Annotated in this window: 19 protein-coding genes; 16 read left to right on the top strand and 3 right to left on the bottom strand. The window is 65.1% G+C overall.

Annotated elements, in window-relative coordinates:
- Positions 1-75 precede the first annotated feature (75 nt).
- The 12 genes from EPO50_RS00430 to EPO50_RS00375 are packed head-to-tail and all read left to right on the top strand — an operon-like array spanning position 76 to position 12,170.
- Entirely contained in the window at positions 76-771 is a 696-nt protein-coding gene (locus EPO50_RS00430) for a CerR family C-terminal domain-containing protein (protein WP_296340667.1), read from the top strand.
- On the top strand, positions 768-2,306 hold the full coding sequence (locus EPO50_RS00425; protein ID WP_296340666.1) for an efflux transporter outer membrane subunit: 1,539 nt from the start codon (positions 768-770) through the stop codon (positions 2,304-2,306). The genes EPO50_RS00430 and EPO50_RS00425 overlap by 4 nt, the downstream gene beginning before the upstream one ends.
- A gap of 59 nt (positions 2,307-2,365) precedes the next feature.
- Positions 2,366-3,505: an efflux RND transporter periplasmic adaptor subunit gene (locus tag EPO50_RS00420; protein ID WP_296340665.1), complete on the top strand. Its 1,140-nt coding sequence runs from the start codon at positions 2,366-2,368 to the stop codon at positions 3,503-3,505.
- Positions 3,506-3,517: 12 nt separating this feature from the next.
- Positions 3,518-6,616 carry an efflux RND transporter permease subunit gene (locus tag EPO50_RS00415; RefSeq protein WP_296340664.1) on the top strand — a complete coding sequence of 1,033 codons (3,099 nt, stop codon included), beginning with the start codon at positions 3,518-3,520 and terminating at the stop codon, positions 6,614-6,616.
- Positions 6,617-6,669: 53 nt separating this feature from the next.
- Complete coding sequence (locus tag EPO50_RS00410; protein WP_296340663.1) at positions 6,670-6,870, top strand: hypothetical protein; 201 nt, start codon at positions 6,670-6,672, stop codon at positions 6,868-6,870.
- A 33-nt stretch (positions 6,871-6,903) separates the two neighbouring features.
- On the top strand, positions 6,904-7,458 hold the full coding sequence (gene dcd / locus EPO50_RS00405) for a dCTP deaminase (RefSeq protein WP_020697465.1): 555 nt from the start codon (positions 6,904-6,906) through the stop codon (positions 7,456-7,458).
- Between the two features lie 12 nt (positions 7,459-7,470).
- Positions 7,471-8,754: a UDP-N-acetylglucosamine 1-carboxyvinyltransferase gene (murA, locus tag EPO50_RS00400; RefSeq protein ID WP_296340662.1), complete on the top strand. Its 1,284-nt coding sequence runs from the start codon at positions 7,471-7,473 to the stop codon at positions 8,752-8,754.
- Positions 8,755-8,758: 4 nt separating this feature from the next.
- Positions 8,759-9,184 (top strand): DUF2948 family protein, encoded by a 426-nt coding sequence (locus EPO50_RS00395; RefSeq protein WP_296340661.1) that lies wholly within the window; start codon positions 8,759-8,761, stop codon positions 9,182-9,184.
- Positions 9,185-9,244: 60 nt separating this feature from the next.
- Positions 9,245-9,925 carry an ATP phosphoribosyltransferase gene (gene hisG, locus EPO50_RS00390; RefSeq protein WP_296340660.1) on the top strand — a complete coding sequence of 227 codons (681 nt, stop codon included), beginning with the start codon at positions 9,245-9,247 and terminating at the stop codon, positions 9,923-9,925.
- Positions 9,915-11,231 (top strand): histidinol dehydrogenase, encoded by a 1,317-nt coding sequence (gene hisD / locus EPO50_RS00385; protein ID WP_296340659.1) that lies wholly within the window; start codon positions 9,915-9,917, stop codon positions 11,229-11,231. The genes hisG and hisD overlap by 11 nt, the downstream gene beginning before the upstream one ends.
- A gap of 8 nt (positions 11,232-11,239) precedes the next feature.
- On the top strand, positions 11,240-11,713 hold the full coding sequence (locus EPO50_RS00380) for a UPF0262 family protein (protein ID WP_296340658.1): 474 nt from the start codon (positions 11,240-11,242) through the stop codon (positions 11,711-11,713).
- A gap of 7 nt (positions 11,714-11,720) precedes the next feature.
- Positions 11,721-12,170 (top strand): low molecular weight phosphatase family protein, encoded by a 450-nt coding sequence (locus EPO50_RS00375; protein WP_296340657.1) that lies wholly within the window; start codon positions 11,721-11,723, stop codon positions 12,168-12,170.
- 9 nt (positions 12,171-12,179) lie between these two features.
- On the opposite strand, the gene EPO50_RS00370 is transcribed toward EPO50_RS00375, so the two are convergent.
- The 3 genes from EPO50_RS00370 to EPO50_RS00360 all read right to left on the bottom strand — a co-directional run bounded on the left by EPO50_RS00370 (position 12,180) and on the right by EPO50_RS00360 (position 14,030).
- A complete protein-coding gene (locus EPO50_RS00370) occupies positions 12,180-12,509 on the bottom strand; it encodes a hypothetical protein (RefSeq protein WP_296340656.1) in 330 nt (109 codons plus the stop codon).
- A gap of 163 nt (positions 12,510-12,672) precedes the next feature.
- Positions 12,673-13,242, bottom strand: coding sequence for a hypothetical protein (locus EPO50_RS00365; RefSeq protein WP_296340655.1), 570 nt, complete (start codon positions 13,240-13,242; stop codon positions 12,673-12,675).
- A 17-nt stretch (positions 13,243-13,259) separates the two neighbouring features.
- The gene (locus EPO50_RS00360) at positions 13,260-14,030 is read right to left on the bottom strand and encodes a hypothetical protein (RefSeq protein ID WP_296340654.1); all 771 of its coding nucleotides are present in this window, start codon (positions 14,028-14,030) and stop codon (positions 13,260-13,262) included.
- A 186-nt stretch (positions 14,031-14,216) separates the two neighbouring features.
- Between EPO50_RS00360 and infA the strand changes: the two genes are divergently transcribed.
- From infA to EPO50_RS00340, 4 genes are read left to right on the top strand one after another with little or no spacing between them, the layout of a single operon-like run.
- Positions 14,217-14,435, top strand: a complete 219-nt coding sequence (gene infA / locus EPO50_RS00355; protein ID WP_199600557.1) for a translation initiation factor IF-1 — start codon at positions 14,217-14,219, stop codon at positions 14,433-14,435.
- Positions 14,436-14,438: 3 nt separating this feature from the next.
- Entirely contained in the window at positions 14,439-15,020 is a 582-nt protein-coding gene (locus tag EPO50_RS00350; RefSeq protein WP_296340653.1) for a Maf family nucleotide pyrophosphatase, read from the top strand.
- A complete protein-coding gene (locus EPO50_RS00345; RefSeq protein ID WP_296340652.1) occupies positions 15,017-16,201 on the top strand; it encodes a ribonuclease E/G in 1,185 nt (394 codons plus the stop codon). Before EPO50_RS00350 ends, EPO50_RS00345 begins: the two co-directional genes overlap by 4 nt.
- Positions 16,194-16,436: a DNA gyrase inhibitor YacG gene (locus EPO50_RS00340; protein WP_296340651.1), complete on the top strand. Its 243-nt coding sequence runs from the start codon at positions 16,194-16,196 to the stop codon at positions 16,434-16,436. The genes EPO50_RS00345 and EPO50_RS00340 overlap by 8 nt, the downstream gene beginning before the upstream one ends.
- Positions 16,437-16,469: the final 33 nt, after the last annotated feature.

Genomic DNA, 16,469 nt, shown 5'->3' with positions numbered 1-16,469 from the left:
TTTAACTATATCGATTGACACAATCGATCGATAGATATTTTATTCGCGCCCTCCGCTTCCGCACAGCAAGGGCGCATGTCCATCGTTACCACTCGCCAGCGTCCGAAGACCCAAACCAGGGGTGAAGACACGCGGCGGCGCATTCTCGAGGCGGCGCTCGATATCTTTGCAGCCGAGGGTTACGAGGGCGCCAGCACGCGCCAACTCGCCGAGCGGGCTGGCGTGAACCTGCCGGCCATTCAGTACTACTTCGGCAGCAAGGAAGGCCTTTACCGCGCGGTTATCGGCGACATCGTCGACCAGACCGAGGCTCATATGGCGCCGCTGGCGCCGAAGGTGAGCGCGGCCATCGCGGATCGGGACACCCAGCCGGAAGAACTCCTCGAACTCCTGTGCGAGATGATGGAGTCGTTCGTGGTCCTCGTGACCTCCGGCCCTCAGATCGACAGCAAACGTCTCCTGTTTGCGCGGGCCGAGGTCGAGCGCACGGCGGGCCTCGATACCCTTCATGAAAGCGGCATGCGGCACATGTTCCAGCCCTGCCTTGGTCTGATCAGCCGCCTGTTCGACAAGCCGACGGACGACCCCGAGATGGTGTTCCGCACCCTGGCGTTGCTCGGCCAGGTGATCATGTTCTGCCACGACAGCACGGCCCGAGTGCTCAAGACGCCCGAACTGGACGACGCGAGCGTGCGCACCATCCAGCGACTTCTTCGCGAGCACACTCAGGCCATCTTCCGTACGAATCTGCCAGGAGTAAAAAGCGTATGACCGGTTGGCGACACCCGATTGCCATGGCGGCTGCCGCCGCGTTGCTGACCGGCTGCACGTCGGGGCCTGACTTTTCGCGGCCGGACAAGCCGACGGCGGAAAGCTACACACCTGAATCGCTGGCGCCGCGGACCTCCTCGGCTCCTACCGACGGCGGATCGGCGCAGAGTTTCGTGCAGAGCATGGACATTCCCGGCCAGTGGTGGGCGCTGTACCACTCGCCGGAACTCAACGCCCTGATCGAGGAGGCGCTGCGCGCTAACCCCGATCTCGACGCGGCCCAGGCGGCGCTGCGCCAGGCGCGGGAAAATTTCTTCGCGGCACAAGGCGGCCTGTTCCCGAGCTTGAGCGGTAACGTCGGGGGCCAGCAGCAGCAAGCCACGGGCTTCCAGCAGGGTTTGGGCTCGGGCACGCAGATTTACGGCGTGACGACCGCATCGCTGAACGTCTCCTACTCGGTCGACGTCTTCGGCGGCGTTCGGCGGCAGGTCGAATCGCAGGAGGCGCTGGCCGAGGTCGCGCGCTACCAGCTCGAAGCGACCTACCTCACCCTGACCTCGAATGTGGTCACGGCTGCGATCAACATCGCGTCCTTGAACGCCCAGATCGGCGCAACCCAGGATATCATTCGCATCCAGAGCGATTCACTGGGCGTCGTGCGCCGGCAGTTCGATCTTGGCGGCGCCTCGCGCGCCGACGTGCTGGCCCAGGAAGCGGCGCTCGCCCAGACCCAGGCCACGCTGCCGCCGCTGCAGAAGCAGCTTGCCATCCAGCGCAACCAGTTGATGACCCTGCTCGGCCGCACGCCGGATCAGTATCGTGGCGAGACCTTCGATCTCGCCAAGCTGAAGCTGCCGACCGAGCTGCCGGTGAGCCTGCCGTCGCAGCTCGTCGATCAGCGGCCCGACGTCCGCGTCGCCGAAGCACAGCTTCATTCGGCGAGCGCCAATATCGGCGTCGCGATCTCCAACCAGCTTCCGCAGTTCAACATCACGGCGCTGCTGGGCATGGCTTCGGGCGGTCTTGCAACGGCCTTCGTGCCGGGCACCGGCATCTGGTCGCTGGCGGGCAGTGTCGCGCAGACTCTGTTCGATGGCGGCACGCTCGAGCACCGGAAGCGGGCCGCCATAGCTGCCTTCGACAGGGCGGCTGCGCAGTATCGCAGCACAGTGCTGCTTGCCTTCCAGGACGTTGCCAATGCGCTACGCGCCCTGCAGACCGACGCCGATGCGCTCAGGGCTCAGGCGGCGGCCGAGAACACCGCAGCGGCCAGCTTGCAGCTTGCGCAGCAGCAGTTCGAGCTGGGTGCTGTGAACTACCTCATCCTGCTCAACGCTCAGACGACCTACCAGAACGCACGGATCAATCGCTTGCGCGCCCAGGCGGCGCGCTACAGCGATACGGCGGCGCTGTTCCAGGCACTGGGCGGCGGCTGGTGGCACCGCAGTGACGTCGATCCCAAGTCGATGGGCAAGCCGGATCGATTCAACCTCCCGCCCGTGCAGGACATCAAGCTGCCGCGGGCTGGTCGCTGAGGTCTGATCACTGGAGTTTTTCGCGGCCCGTGTAGCTGGGCCGCAACGGAGTAAGAGCGATGATCAAGCGAATGCTCATCATGCTGATTCTGGTCGGCATCCTGCTGGGCGGAGTCTTCGGCTTCAAATTCTTTGTCGACGGCAAGGTCGCGGCCTTCATGGCCACCATGGGCAGCATGCCGCAGACCGTGTCGACGACCAAAGCGACCTCGACCGACTGGCAGACGCAGTTGCAGGCCGTCGGCAGCCTGCGCGCTTCCAACGGCGCGGAGCTGTCGCTGCAGCTTGCCGGTACCGTCGAGGAGATCGACTTCCAGTCCGGCGATGTGGTCGAGAAGGGCAAGATCCTGTTGCGCCTGCGCAGCGACGATGATGTTGCCAAGCTGAAGGCACTGGAAGCGCAGGCTGAGCTCGCGCAGATCACCTACGATCGCGATCTGCGGCAGTTCAAGGCGCAGGCCGTCAGCCAGCAGGTGGTCGATACCGACGCTGCCAACCTCAAGAACGCCCAGGCATTGGCAGGCCAGCAGCGCGCTATCGTCGACCAGAAGACATTGAAGGCGCCGTTCGCTGGTCAGCTTGGCATCCGTCAGGTTGATCTCGGCCAGTATCTCCCGCCTGGCACTGCTGTCGTTACGCTCCAGGCCCTGTCGCCGATCTATATCGACTTCCTGCTACCACAGCAGGCGATGGCGCAGATCAAGGTCGGCCAGAAGGTGACAGCCAGGGTCGATGCCTTTCCGGACCGGACGTTCATCGGCGATATCTCGGCAATCAATCCCAAGATCGAACTCGGCACGCGCAACGTCCAGGTGCGCGCCACGCTCGCCAACGACGATCACACCTTGGTGCCCGGCATGTTCGCCAAGGTCGACATCGAGGTCGGCAAGCCGCAGAAGCACCTGACCCTGCCGCAGACCGCGATCGTCTACAACGCGTACGGCAACCTGGTCTATGTCGTCGACGAGAGCGGCCAGGGCCAAGGCCCGGACGGCAAGCCGGGACTGACGGTGCGCCAGGTCTTCGTCGAGACCGGCGCCACGCGCGGCGATCAGGTCGCCATCCTCAAGGGTATCAAGGACGGTGACACGATCGTCAGCAGTGGCCAGATGAAGTTGCGTAACGGCGCACCCGTCGTCGTCAACAATACCGTCGTGCCTAAAGACGACGCCAAGACCCCACGCTCGATCGAGCCGTAGGAGGCGACCGCCATGAAGAGCTTCACCGATATCTTCATCCGCCGGCCGGTGCTGGCGACGGTGGTCAGCCTGCTGATCCTGGTGCTGGGCGTGCGCTCGCTCGGCTCGATGCAGGTGCTGCAGTATCCGCAGACCCAGAACGCCATCGTGACCGTGACGACGACCTATTACGGCGCCGCGCCGGACATCATTGCGGGCTTCATCACCACGCCGCTCGAGCAGGCGATCGCCCAGGCCAATGGCATCGACTACATGACGTCGACCAGCGTCAGCGGCCTGTCGACCATCACCATCAACCTGCGCCTGAACTACGACGGCAACCGGGCGATGACCGAGATCAGCGCCAAGATCAACTCGGTGATCAACCAGTTACCGCCCGGCACTCTGCAGCCGGTGCTGACGCTCAAGGTCGGCCAGACCATCGACGCGATGTATCTCGGCTTCAAGAGCGACGTGCTGGCCGCCAACCAGATCACCGACTACCTGGTGCGCGTCGTGCAGCCCCGCCTGCAGGCGGTCGAAGGCGTACAGACGGCCGAGATCCTCGGCGCCAAGAACTTCGCGCTGCGCGCCTGGCTCGATCCGGTGAAACTCGCCGCCTACAACATGACCGCGGCCGATGTCTCCGCCGCGCTGAACAACAACGACTACATCGCGGGCGTCGGCACGACCAAGGGCCAGATGGTCCAGATTACGCTGAATGCTTCGACCAACCTGATCGACCTGAAGGGTTTCCGGGATCTGGTCCTGAAGCAGCAGGGCGGCGCCATCGTGCGCCTCTCCGACGTCGCCAACGTCGTGCTGGGCTCCGACGACTACGAATCGTCGGTGAGCTTCGACGGCCAGAAGGCGGTCTATATCGGCATCCAAGTGGCACCTTCGGCCAACCTGCTGACGGTGGCAAAGGGCGTCCGGTCCATCTTCCCGGAGCTCGTCTCGCAGTTCCCGCAGGGACTGGTCGGGCAGGTCGTCTACGATTCGACGGAGTTCGTGAACAGCTCGATCAACGAGGTCGTCCATACCCTCGTCGAAGCGCTGCTCATCGTGACCTTCGTGGTTTTCATCTTCCTGGGCTCGCCGCGCTCGGTCTTCATCCCGACGGTCGCCATTCCGTTATCGCTGGTCGGCACCTTTGCGATGATGCTGGCCTTCGGCTTCTCCATCAACCTGCTGACCCTGCTGGCCCTGGTGCTCGCTATCGGCCTGGTGGTCGACGACGCGATCATCGTGGTCGAGAACGTCAACCGGCATCTCGAAGAGGGAATGAAGCCGATTCCGGCGTCGATCCTGGCCGCTCGCGAACTCGGTGGGCCGATCATCGCCATGACCGTGGTGCTGGTTGCCGTCTATGTCCCTATCGGCTTCCAGGGCGGCCTGACCGGTGCGCTGTTCACCGAGTTCGCCTTCACGCTGGTCGGTGCCGTGACCGTGTCGGCCATCGTCGCGCTGACGCTGTCGCCGATGATGTGCTCGCGCATGCTGAAGCCGCATGTGAAGGGCGATCGCGGCTGGGAGGCACGGTTGATCGCCACCATCGACCGCATCTTCGACTGGTTCCATCGCCGCTACGTGAAGTGGCTGCACGGCAGCCTGAACTACGTGCCGGTGACGGCGACCTTCGCCGTCATCATGCTGGGCAGCATCTACTTCCTCTATACCTCGACCAAGAGCGAGCTCGCGCCGCAGGAGGACATGGGAATCGTGCTGACCTTGTCGATCGCCTCGCCGACGGCGACGATCGACCAGCGCCTGATGTACTCGCGGCAGGTCTACGACATCTTCAAGGGCCATCCCGAGACGCAGAACGTCTTCCAGATCGACGTCCCCGGCCAGTCGATCGCCGGCATGGCCTTGAAGCCATGGGATCAGCGGACCACGACGTCCAACCAGCTGCAGCCGATCATCCAGCAGCAGACGGGAGCTATCGCGGGCGCCCAGGTCGTGGCCTTCCAGCTGCCGCCGTTGCCGGGCAGCACCGGCCTGCCGGTGCAGTTCGTGATCAAGACCACGGGTTCCTTCACGGCCCTGAACGAGGTTGCCCAGGCCTTCCTGGCGGAAGCGCTGAAGAGCGGCCGGTTCATGTTCCTGAACACCGACCTCAAGATTGACCAGCCGCTCGCCACCATCGTGATCGATCGCGACAAGACCTCGCAGCTCGGCCTGAACATGAACGATGTCGGCCGTGCAATGGGCTCGATGCTGGGTGGTGGCTACGTCAACTACTTCGCGTTGGACGGCCGCTCCTACAAGGTCATTCCGCAGGTGGAACGCCTGTCACGTACTCAGGTGGAGCAGGTGCTGAACTATCACATCACCGCCGCCGACGGCACCTCGGTGCCGCTGTCGACCGTGGCGAAGATCGAGACCAAGGCGATCCCCGAGACCTACAACCACTTCCAGCAGCTCAACAGCGCCACCATCCAGGGCGTGGTCTTCCCGGGTGTCTCGCAGTCGGACGCCATGAACTATCTCAAGGACCTGGCGGAGCGCACCCTGCCGCAGGGCTACTCGGTCGACTACGGCGGGCTGTCTCGGCAGTACATTCAGGAGTCGGGTGGCTTCATCGTCACCTTCGCCTTCGCCCTGATCATCATCTATCTGTCGCTGGCGGCGCTGTTCGAAAGCTTCCGCGATCCGCTGATCATCCTGATCTCAGTGCCGATGTCGATCGCCGGAGCGCTGTTCTTCCTGATGGTGCTCAGCACCATGAACATGCCGGGCGCGACGTTGAACATCTACACCCAGGTCGGTCTCGTCACCCTGATGGGCCTGATCAGCAAGCACGGCATCCTGATCGTCGAGGTCGCCAACGAGCAGCAGCAGGCCGGCAAGTCCAAGCGCGAGGCCGTCGAGATCGCCGCCGGCATCCGGTTGCGGCCGATCCTGATGACCACCGCGGCCATGGTGCTGGGCGTCATTCCGCTGGTCACCGCGGCGGGCGCCGGTGCGGTGTCGCGCTTCTCGATGGGCCTGGTGATCTCGACTGGCATCGCCATCGGCACGCTCTTCACGCTGTTCGTGGTGCCGGCCGTCTACGTCATGCTGGCTGCCGACCATCACAAGAAGGCGGAGGAAGAGGACGGGCTGGCTGCGGTGCCGTCGGGGGACTGAATCAGGGTTCGTTCCTGGAGTAGGGGGCGTCGGGATGGTGTATCCTGCCGGCCATGACGACCCCCTCCAAGCCCGTCCCACAGAAGGGCGGTCCGCAAAGCGATGAACGTGCGGAGCGGCTGGCAGCGGCCCTGCGCGAGAACCTGAAGCGGCGCAAGGCGCAGGCCCGGTCCCAGAAGGCCCGGGAAGAGGCACCGGTGGAGGGTGTTCGGCCGGACGATGCCACCAAGACCGGCGCCAAGACCAACGGTTGAGCCGCCCCCCTCCCTCGTTTAGAAGCGCCCTCCATGAGCATTTTGTCCGATCGCTGGATCCGCCGCATGGCGCTGGAAAAGGGCATGATCGAGCCCTTCGTCGACGCCCAGAAGCGCGAAGGCGTGATCTCCTACGGCCTTTCCTCCTACGGCTACGACGCCCGGGTCGGCACCGATTTCAAGATCTTCACCAATGTTGATTCGGCGGTGGTGGACCCCAAGAACTTCGCGGCCAACTCCTTCGTCGACCGCAATACCGATGTCTGCATCATCCCACCCAATTCCTTCGCGCTGGCGCGGACGGTGGAGTATTTCCGCATCCCGCGTGATGTGCTGGTGATCTGCGTCGGCAAGTCGACCTATGCCCGCTGCGGCATCATCGTGAATGTCACCCCGCTCGAGCCGGAGTGGGAGGGCCATGTGACCCTCGAGTTTTCCAACACCACGCCGCTGCCCGCCAAGATCTACGCCAACGAGGGCGCCTGCCAGTTCCTGTTCCTGCAGGGCAACGAACCGTGCGACGTCTCCTACCGCGACAAGGCCGGCAAGTATCAGGGCCAGCGCGGCGTCACCCTGCCGAAGATCTGAGCGGAGACGATCATGGACCGTATCCGCATCAGAGGTGGCCGCCAGCTCAAGGGCGAGATCCGCATCTCCGGCTCCAAGAACGCCTCGTTGCCGCTGATGGTGGCGTCGCTGCTGACCGACCGGAAGCTCACCCTGCACAATGTGCCGCGGCTGGCCGACATCACGACCATGATCCAGCTCCTGCAGCAGCATGGCGTGACTGTCGATGCGGCGCCCGGCGAGAACGGCCATGCCCATGGCACGACGCTGACGCTGCAGGCCGGCAAGATCGCGTCGACCACGGCGCCCTACGACATCGTGCGCAAGATGCGCGCCTCGGTGCTGGTGCTGGGGCCGCTGCTGGCCCGCGAAGGCCTGGCCAGGGTCTCGCTGCCGGGCGGCTGCGCCATTGGCGCACGGCCGGTCGATCTGCACATCGCCGGGCTGAAGGCGATGGGCGCGGAGATCGATATCGACGGCGGCTACATGGTCGCACGGGCACCCCAGGGCCTCAGGGGCGCGCGCTACACCTTCCCGAAAGTATCGGTCGGCGCGACCGAGAACCTGATGATGGCCGCCGCCCTCGCCAAGGGCACCACTGTCCTCGACAATGCTGCGCGCGAGCCGGAAATCGCCGATCTCGCCGAATGCCTGATCGCCATGGGCGTGCCGGTGGCGGGCGCCGGCACCGAGACACTCACCATCGAAGGTGTATCGGCGCTCAAGGAAGCGACGCACAGCGTCATTTCCGACCGTATCGAGACCGGCACTTATGCGATGGCTGTGGCCATGACGGCCGGAGACATCGAGCTGATCGGTGGGCGCCTCGACCTGATCGAGAGCGCCGTGCAGACCCTACGTTCTGCCGGTGTTACCCTCGAACAGACGGCGAGGGGCCTGCGCGTCCATCGGACCAACGGCGCGCTGCAGGGCGTCGATGTTATGACCGAGCCGTTCCCCGGATTCCCGACCGACCTGCAGGCCCAGATGATGGCGCTAATGACCCGAGCCGAGGGCGCCTCGATGATCACCGAGACGGTGTTCGAGAGCCGCTTCATGCACGTGCCCGAACTGTCGCGCATGGGTGCCAACGTCACCATCCACCACGAATCGGCGCTGGTGCGCGGCGTCCCGAAGCTACGCGGCGCCGAGGTGATGGCGACCGACCTGCGCGCCTCGGTGTCGCTCGCCATCGCGGCGCTGGCGGCCGAAGGCGACACGACCCTGCATCGCGTCTACCATCTCGATCGCGGCTACGAGCGTCTGGAAGAGAAGCTGAGCGCCTGCGGTGCGGACATCGAACGTCTGAAGGGCTGAGGGCATGTCCGGAAAATTGAAGCTCTCGGCCGTCGATGCCGAAGACCTCGCGGTGATCTCCGCGGCGATCCAGGACGCCCTCGTGGCGGTGCGCGACTGCGCCTACCTCAAAGAGGAGAAGCGGTTCGTTCTCCTGTTGAATCGCTTCCGTTGGGAAGCGGATCCGTCGGTCGAGGCGGCCTATTTCCGCACCCACTCTGCCCTGGTCTTCAACGAGGTGACGGCGGTGCAGCACCACGAGATCCCGCTCGGCGAGCCCGACCGGATGCTGGAGCTTCTGGCCGTCGCGCAAGAAAATGACCGTTCAGTGACCCTGCGCTTTGCCGCGGGACGGGCTATCCGGCTGGAAATCGGCCGGCTCGCGTGCCATTTGGGGGATGTCGGGGAGCCTTGGCCCACCCCGTGGAAGCCCGCCCACCCGGTCGAATAGCCCTTTGCACGAATGCCTGGGGCCCTGACCAGGGGCGGGCATTCGTTACTGGAGCGATACGTGTCGAGTGAGGCGAACGAGAAGTTGATCCTGGCGCTGCCCAAGGGCCGCATCCTGAAGGAGGCGGCCCCGTTGTTTGCGCGCGCCGGCATCCAGCCGGAAGCGGCCTTCGCCGATCCGGACGCACGACAGCTTCGCTTCACGACCAACCATCCCGACCTCGACATCATCCGCGTCCGCTCTTTCGACGTCTCGACCTTCGTGGCCTTCGGTGCAGCACACCTGGGCATTGCCGGCGCCGACGTGTTGATGGAGTTCGACTACTCCGAGATCTACGCGCCAATCGACCTCGGCATCGGCAAGTGTCGCCTGGCCGTGGCCGAGCCGGTCGAAATGGCCGGCAACGACGATCCACGGCGCTGGAGCCATGTCCGCATCGCCACCAAGTATCCCGAAGTGACGCGCCGGCACTTCGCGGCGCGCGGCGTCCAGGCCGAATGCGTCAAGCTCTCCGGCGCGATGGAGCTGGCACCATCGTTGGGCCTCAGCCATCGCATTGTCGATCTCGTCGACAGCGGCCGCACCCTCAAGGAGAACGGCTTGGTCGAGATCGAGCATATCGCCGACATCACTTCGCGCTTCATCGTGAACCGCGCCGCGTTGAAGACACGGCCGGAGCGGGTCGGTCACTGGATCGACCGCTTCCGCGACGTCGCCAACGGAGTGGCCAGTGCCGCCTGATCAGGGGCCGCTCAGGCTCGACGCCGCGGCGCCCGGTTTCGAGAAGGCGTTTTCGGCCTTCCTCGGGCGCAACCGCGATACCGACGAGAATGTCGATCGTGTCGCGGCCGAGATCGTGGCCGATGTGCGCGCGCGCGGCGATGCGGCCGTCGTCGACTACACGCGCAAGTTCGATTGGCCGGACCTCGATGCCGCAAAGCTGCGCATCACCGATGCTGAGCGCGACGAAGCGGCGGCACAGGTGCCGGCAGCCCAGCGCGAAGCGCTGATCTTCGCCGCCAAGCGCATTGAAGCTTTTCATCGCGCATTGCTGCCCAAGGATGTCGATTTCACCGATGCCACTGGCACCCGGCTCGGCGCGCGTTATCGCCCCGTGGATGCGGCGGGCGTCTACGTGCCGGGTGGAACGGCGGCCTACCCCTCGTCGGTGTTGATGAACATCGTGCCGGCCAAGGTCGCGGGCGTGTCGCGCATCGTCATGGTCGTGCCGACGCCGGGCGGCGTGCTGAACCCGCTAGTCATGCTGGCCGCCCAGATCGCTGGCGCCGACGAACTCTGGCGCATCGGCGGTGCGCAGGCTGTCGCGGCCTTGGCCTACGGGACGCAATCGATCAAGCCGGTCGACAAGATCACCGGCCCCGGCAATGCCTATGTCGCGGCCGCCAAGCGTCGGGTTTTCGGCCAGGTCGGCATCGACCTGATCGCGGGGCCGTCGGAAATCCTGGTGGTCGCCGATGGCCAGAACGACCCGGCCTGGATTGCCGCCGATCTTCTGTCGCAGGCCGAGCACGACACGTCCTCGCAATCAGTGCTGGTCACCGACGACAAGGCCTTCGCCGATGACGTGGTGCGGGCAGTCGAAGCTGAGTTGAAGGTACTGTCGCGGGCGGAGATAGCGGCCGCGAGCTGGCACGACAATGGCGCCGTCATTCTCGTTTCCGATCTTGCGGCATGTGCGCCGATCGTCGATGCGATCGCGGCGGAGCATGTCGAGCTCGCGATGGAGGCCGCACCTGCCGAAGCCTTGGCAGAGAAGATCCGGCATGCCGGCGCGATCTTCCTTGGCCGCCACACCCCGGAAGCGATCGGTGACTATGTTGCCGGCACCAATCATGTGTTGCCGACGTCGCGCGCGGCGCGGTTTTCGGGCGGCCTCGGTGTGTCGGACTTCCTGAAGCGAACCTCGATCGTGGCCTGTACGCCGGAGTCGCTGGCTGCGCTGGGACCGTCGGCGCTGGCGTTGGCCGAAGCCGAAGGGCTCGGCGCGCACGGCCGCTCCATTTCCATCCGTCTCAACCGTCGCTAGGCCGGCCGATGACGCAGGTGCGCCGCATCGTCGATATTGTGCTGGATGAGGAGTCCGTCGCTCGCCGCTCGCCGGAAGTGGAGCACGAGCGCGCCGTGGCGCTGTTCGATCTCCTGGAGGAGAATGACTTCTGCCTCGTCGGCGGCGAGAAGGGACCCTATCGGCTGCGCATTGGCATCTTCGAGCAACGACTGATCTTCGACGTACGCAATGGCGAGGACGCGAAGCTACGCGACATCGTCCTGTCGCTGACACCCTTCCGAAAGGTCGTGAAGGACTATTTCCTGATCTGCGAGAGCTACTACGCCGCCATCAAGAAGCTCGGCCCCTCGCAGATCGAGGCGCTCGATATGGGCCGCCGCGGCTTGCACAACGAAGGGTCCGAGCTGCTGCGCGAGCGTCTGGCCGGCAAGATCGAAGTCGATCACGACACGGCCCGCCGGCTGTTCACGCTGATCTGCGCCCTGCACATTAAATCGTGAACGCTGAATGGCGATGAACGGACTGCCTTCCAGCCTGCTCTTCGCCTGTAGCGAAAATTCCGTGCGATCGCCCATGGCCGAGGCTCTGGCTAAGCGGCTCTATGGCCGGTCCATCTATGTCGATTCAGTGGGGGTACGGGCGAGCGACGTCGACGGCTTTGCCGTTTCGGTACTCGACGAAATGGGGATCGACGTTCATCGTCATCATGCCAAGACCTTCGGCGATGTCGATCCGGCGTCCTTCGAACTGATCATCACCCTGTCGCCCGAAGCCCATCATCAAGCGCTGGAATTTACACGCGGCAGTGCGACCGAAGTCGAGTATTGGCCGATGCCCGACCCCAGCGCCATCGAGGGCAGTCGCGAGGCGCGGCTCGACGCCTACCGCCGCACCCGCGATCAGGTCCTGGGGCGACTGAAGGTGCGTTTCGGCGTCCCTTCCGCACCAACAGTCTGAAGAACACCCTTAGCGCTGCGTCACGTGGCCGGCTTGGTCGAGCGTGATCTCGTAATAAGCCTGGTCCTTGAACGCTTGTGCCTGCCAGGTACCATTGGGCATGCGTTCCAGCATGGTGACGCCTCCATAGCCTGCGTCGTGGATCTGCTGGCGGACAATCGCTCCTTCAGCCGTGGGACTCCAGTTGGGGCCAACCGCCGTGGGCACCTGCCGGTCGGTAGCACCTACCTTGTCGGGGACCGGCGCTGTTCCGTCGAGCTCACGTTGCTGCGCCATCGTCGGGCCGGCGGCCAGAAGCGTGGCGCCGACCAATGTGATTGCAAGCATTCTGCAGTTCATGACTGCTCCTCCTCGGGCGACGCACAGCGACATCGCTGCGCTCTCGCTCGAAGAGATTTCTGGCCGCGATTGTGCACGAAATGCGGCCGGCGCATTTCCGGTACTGCAAGTGAGCCTGCATCAACGTGCAGGCCACTGTAAGGATTTCGTCAGCGCGGAGGCGTCAGTTCGCGCCAGCGTACCAGGCGCTGCGATGCGAGGTCCGCCGTGGCGACGGCAGGTTGATGATGTCCATGAACACCGACACCGCACCGTCGGCGCCGGCGAGATCGCCCTCCAGTACATCGACGTCGAAGGTGAGCTTGTCGCCGTCGAGCTTCGGCGCGCGCAGAGTCAGCACGGCATCGACAACGCTGGCCTTCGCCTTGTTCAGCACCGACACGGTGGCGTTCGGTGGATCCTTGGCGAAGCTGTCCGGCGCGTTGTTGCTCCATTCCTCGATCACATGCGCGGTGAGCGCGTGGCCGGCCGCCCGTACCGGCCGGTCGGCAAAAACGATCGCGTTGGGCGATACGCCGTCGAGGATCAGCTGCTTGCCCTGCAGCTTGGCGCCACGAGCGTTGAGCACGATCATCGACGGTATGAGATGCGGCTTGCCAGCCTTGCCGACGGTCTTGGGGTGACCTTGAGTCGTGGCTGTTGGCGCCGGCGGCGTTTGCGCAACCGACGACACCGAAGCGCCGGCCAGCAGGAAAGCAGTGAGAAGACCGGCCGAGAGGCGAAGGGAATTCATGATCGTCTCCATCCGTCTCAGTAGCAGGGCAGCAGCGGAGGCGCGCCGCAAGTCGGAGCGTTGTAGCGCTGCTGGTAGCGGGGATCGATGTCCGGCGGCGGCGGTGCGCCGGGATTGTTCGAAGCCGGCGGGCCCGACTGGTAGACCGGGCCGGTGGGCGAGGCGTTGGGCCAGCCGGAGAGCGTGCTGGTGTCGTTCGGGTCGCCAATCGCTGGTGTCGTTCCACCGGTGGTCTGCGTCTGGCCGTAGTACTGCGCACCGTGCGAGCCGATGCCGAACCAGATCGTGTCGATGAACACCGAGGCCGGGCCGTCGGCAGTGCCGAGGCTACCTTCCAGCACCTGGACGTCGAAGGTGAGCTTCTCGCCATCGAGCTTGGCGGTGTTGAGGGTGACCACCAGATCGGAGACGGTCGAGCCGTCCTTGCTGAATACCGAGACCGTGGCGTTCGGCGGATCCTTGGCGAAGCTGCCGGTGCGCCAGATCTCGACCATGTCCGGCGTCACCAAATGGCCGACCGTGCGGACGGGGCGGCTGGTGAACAACGTGGCGGTCGGCTGGACGCCGTCGAGGACCAGCTTTTGGCCGTCAAGCTTGGCGCCGCGCGAATTAATCACGATCAGCGACGAGGAATACTGCCGCGCGGAAGGCGTGCCGATCTTCTTCTGTGCAGGATGCGTGATGGCATTTGGTGCCGGTTTGGCCGGGGCCGTCGGGGCTTGTGCCCACGACAATCCTGGCGCCAGGAGGAGAGCGGCCAGCAGGCCGTACATACGCGAGCTCTTCATTCTTGCTGGTCCTTCCTTCCCCGGGCGTTCGCAGCGGCAACTTGTATAGGGGAGGGCAGGGCTCCTGAGAAGACCACTAAGAGGTTGATAAGAGGTCTGTCTGTCCACCCCCCGCTGTAGTTGACTTGGGGGCGTCTGGAGCCCATTTTCCGGCCGCTTTCAATATTCTCTCCAGCCGGGGACCGGATGGCCAAAGAAGATCTCATCGAATTCACGGGCGTCGTGTCCGAGCTGCTGCCCAATGCCATGTTCCGGGTGAAGCTCGACAACGACCACACGATCCTGGCCCACACGTCGGGCAAGATGCGCAAGAACCGCATCCGCGTACTGGCAGGCGACCGCGTCACTGTCGAAATGACGCCCTATGACCTGACCAAGGGCCGTATCACTTTCCGTTTCAAGTAGGCGTTGCGCGCCTCGCCGCTTCCTGCGCTCGTCCTGGCCTCCGCCTCGCCGCGCCGGCTCGACCTGCTGCGACAGGTTGGACGAGAGCCTGCCGAGATAGATCCCGCCGACATCGACGAGAGCCCGCTGGCCCGCGAGCTGCCGCGCGCCTATGCGCTGCGCATGGCGACGGCCAAGCTCGCCGCCGTGATGCCGCGCCATCCCGGCGCGATCGTGCTGGCGGCGGATAGCGCGGTCGTGTGCGGTCGGCGCATCCTGCCCAAGACCGAGACGATCGATGAGGCGCGGACCTGCCTCGGCCTGCTCTCCGGCCGGCGCCATCGCGTTCTCGGCGGACTTGCTGTCGCTGGTCCTGATGCCAAGGTGAAGTCGCGGCTGGTCGAGACGATCGTGCGCTTCAAACGGCTCGAGACGGCCGAGATCGACGCCTATCTCGAAAGCGGCGAATGGCGGGGCAAGGCCGGTGGCTATGCCATCCAGGGCCGTGCGGCGGCCTTCGTGGCCTTCCTCTCCGGCTCCTACAGTAACGTGGTCGGCTTGCCCCTGTTCGAGACCGAACAGCTCCTGAAGGCCGCAGCGTCATGAGCCGCATCGACCGTCTGATCTGCCACGTTCTTCCCAACGCCTATCTGATGGCGCTGGTCACCCATGGCCGGCTGGCCGAACTGCAGATCGTCCGCCGCGACAAGCCTTCACGGGTCGAGAGCGTCTTTCTCGGCCGGCTCGAGCGGGTGATGCCCGAGCTCGACGCCGCCTTTGTCGATATCGGCATCGGTCGCTCCGGCTTCTTGCGGGCGGAGGATCGTGCCGGCATCGATGGCTGGCCGCCGCCCGGCGCGCCGGTGCTGGCGCAGGTGCGCAACGATGGCGAAGGTGACAAAGGCCCGCGGCTTTCGATGAACATCGCCGTCACCGGCCGCTATCTCGTCTATCACCCGGTCGGGGCAGGCGTGAACTTCTCGCGGCGCATCGAGGGCGAGTCGGAACGCGAGCGGTTGCGGGGCCATGTCGAAGGCCTGCTGGATGGCGGCATCGTGCTGCGCACCGCCGCCGGGGGCGCCGCTTCCGACCTGCTGAAAGCCGATGCGACGCAGCTCACCGAGCGGTGGGAAAAGATTCGCCGCCTGGCCTTGGACATCGAGCCGCCGGCCGACCTCTCGGCGCGCATGCCGGGCGAGCACGATCCCATTGCCCGTCTGCTGCGCGACTTCGGCTCGACGCTCGAGGAGGTGATCCTCGATGATCGCGCCATGGCGCGTAAGCTGCAGGACGAGATGGACCGGCTGGGCGAGAAGATCCGCGTGCGCTGGCACAACGGGCCGATGCCGGCTTTCGAGATCGACGATGTCGCGGGGCAGATCGACACGGCGCTCGCCGGCCGCATTGTGCTGGAGAGCGGCGTCGAGGTGTTGTTCGAACCGGGCGAGACGTTGTGCGCCATCGACGTCGACAGCGCTGCTGCTGCCAGCCGTCAGGGCCGCGCGCCGCGCCGGCCCGTCGAGATCAACCTGGAAGCGGCACCGGCGATCGCCCAGCAGCTTCGCCTGCGCAATATCGCGGGGGCGGTGGTCGTCGATTTCGTCAACATGCGCAGCGCCTATGATCGCGACAAGGTGCAGGCCTGCCTGGCCGAGGCCCTGGCCGAAGATTCGGTGCCGACCCAGATCTACGGCTTCACGCGCCTCGGCCACTTCGAGTTGACCCGCGCCCGGCGCGGACCGACGCTGGCGGCTCAGCTCGAGGCGCTGGAGAAGAGTGATGACTGATCGTTCGAGCCCGCCGCTGCGCGCGGTGCGCATCGCCGCCAAATGTCCGATCTGCTCGAAGCCTGCAGAAGGGCAGTATCAACCCTTCTGCTCCAAACGCTGCGCCGACATCGACCTCGGCCGCTGGCTGAAGGAAGGCTATCGCGTGGAAACGGAGGAGGGGCCGGGCGAGGAGGAGCCGGGGCGCGGAACATCCCAAGACGGGGCCGACCGACCGTCTGGACAGCGAGGCTAGCGCGTCCTATAAGCGCCGCCGCCCCTGAAACGG

Source organism: Reyranella sp., from assembly GCF_004297405.1.
In the GTDB taxonomy this organism is placed as follows: domain Bacteria; phylum Pseudomonadota; class Alphaproteobacteria; order Reyranellales; family Reyranellaceae; genus Reyranella.
Note: the sequence above shows the minus strand (reverse complement) of the source record. Positions and strands in the feature narration are given on the sequence as shown.

Coding starts and splice junctions, on each gene's coding strand:
- EPO50_RS00345 (WP_296340652.1), top strand. CDS start 15,017: ATGAGCCGCATCGACCGTCTGATCTGCCACGTTCTTCCCAACGCCTAT.
- EPO50_RS00375 (WP_296340657.1), top strand. CDS start 11,721: ATGGCGATGAACGGACTGCCTTCCAGCCTGCTCTTCGCCTGTAGCGAA.
- murA (WP_296340662.1), top strand. CDS start 7,471: ATGGACCGTATCCGCATCAGAGGTGGCCGCCAGCTCAAGGGCGAGATC.
- EPO50_RS00360 (WP_296340654.1), bottom strand. CDS start 14,030: ATGAAGAGCTCGCGTATGTACGGCCTGCTGGCCGCTCTCCTCCTGGCG.
- EPO50_RS00410 (WP_296340663.1), top strand. CDS start 6,670: ATGACGACCCCCTCCAAGCCCGTCCCACAGAAGGGCGGTCCGCAAAGC.
- EPO50_RS00340 (WP_296340651.1), top strand. CDS start 16,194: ATGACTGATCGTTCGAGCCCGCCGCTGCGCGCGGTGCGCATCGCCGCC.
- EPO50_RS00395 (WP_296340661.1), top strand. CDS start 8,759: ATGTCCGGAAAATTGAAGCTCTCGGCCGTCGATGCCGAAGACCTCGCG.
- EPO50_RS00415 (WP_296340664.1), top strand. CDS start 3,518: ATGAAGAGCTTCACCGATATCTTCATCCGCCGGCCGGTGCTGGCGACG.
- EPO50_RS00425 (WP_296340666.1), top strand. CDS start 768: ATGACCGGTTGGCGACACCCGATTGCCATGGCGGCTGCCGCCGCGTTG.
- infA (WP_199600557.1), top strand. CDS start 14,217: ATGGCCAAAGAAGATCTCATCGAATTCACGGGCGTCGTGTCCGAGCTG.
- EPO50_RS00420 (WP_296340665.1), top strand. CDS start 2,366: ATGATCAAGCGAATGCTCATCATGCTGATTCTGGTCGGCATCCTGCTG.
- EPO50_RS00370 (WP_296340656.1), bottom strand. CDS start 12,509: ATGAACTGCAGAATGCTTGCAATCACATTGGTCGGCGCCACGCTTCTG.
- EPO50_RS00430 (WP_296340667.1), top strand. CDS start 76: ATGTCCATCGTTACCACTCGCCAGCGTCCGAAGACCCAAACCAGGGGT.
- dcd (WP_020697465.1), top strand. CDS start 6,904: ATGAGCATTTTGTCCGATCGCTGGATCCGCCGCATGGCGCTGGAAAAG.
- EPO50_RS00365 (WP_296340655.1), bottom strand. CDS start 13,242: ATGAATTCCCTTCGCCTCTCGGCCGGTCTTCTCACTGCTTTCCTGCTG.
- EPO50_RS00380 (WP_296340658.1), top strand. CDS start 11,240: ATGACGCAGGTGCGCCGCATCGTCGATATTGTGCTGGATGAGGAGTCC.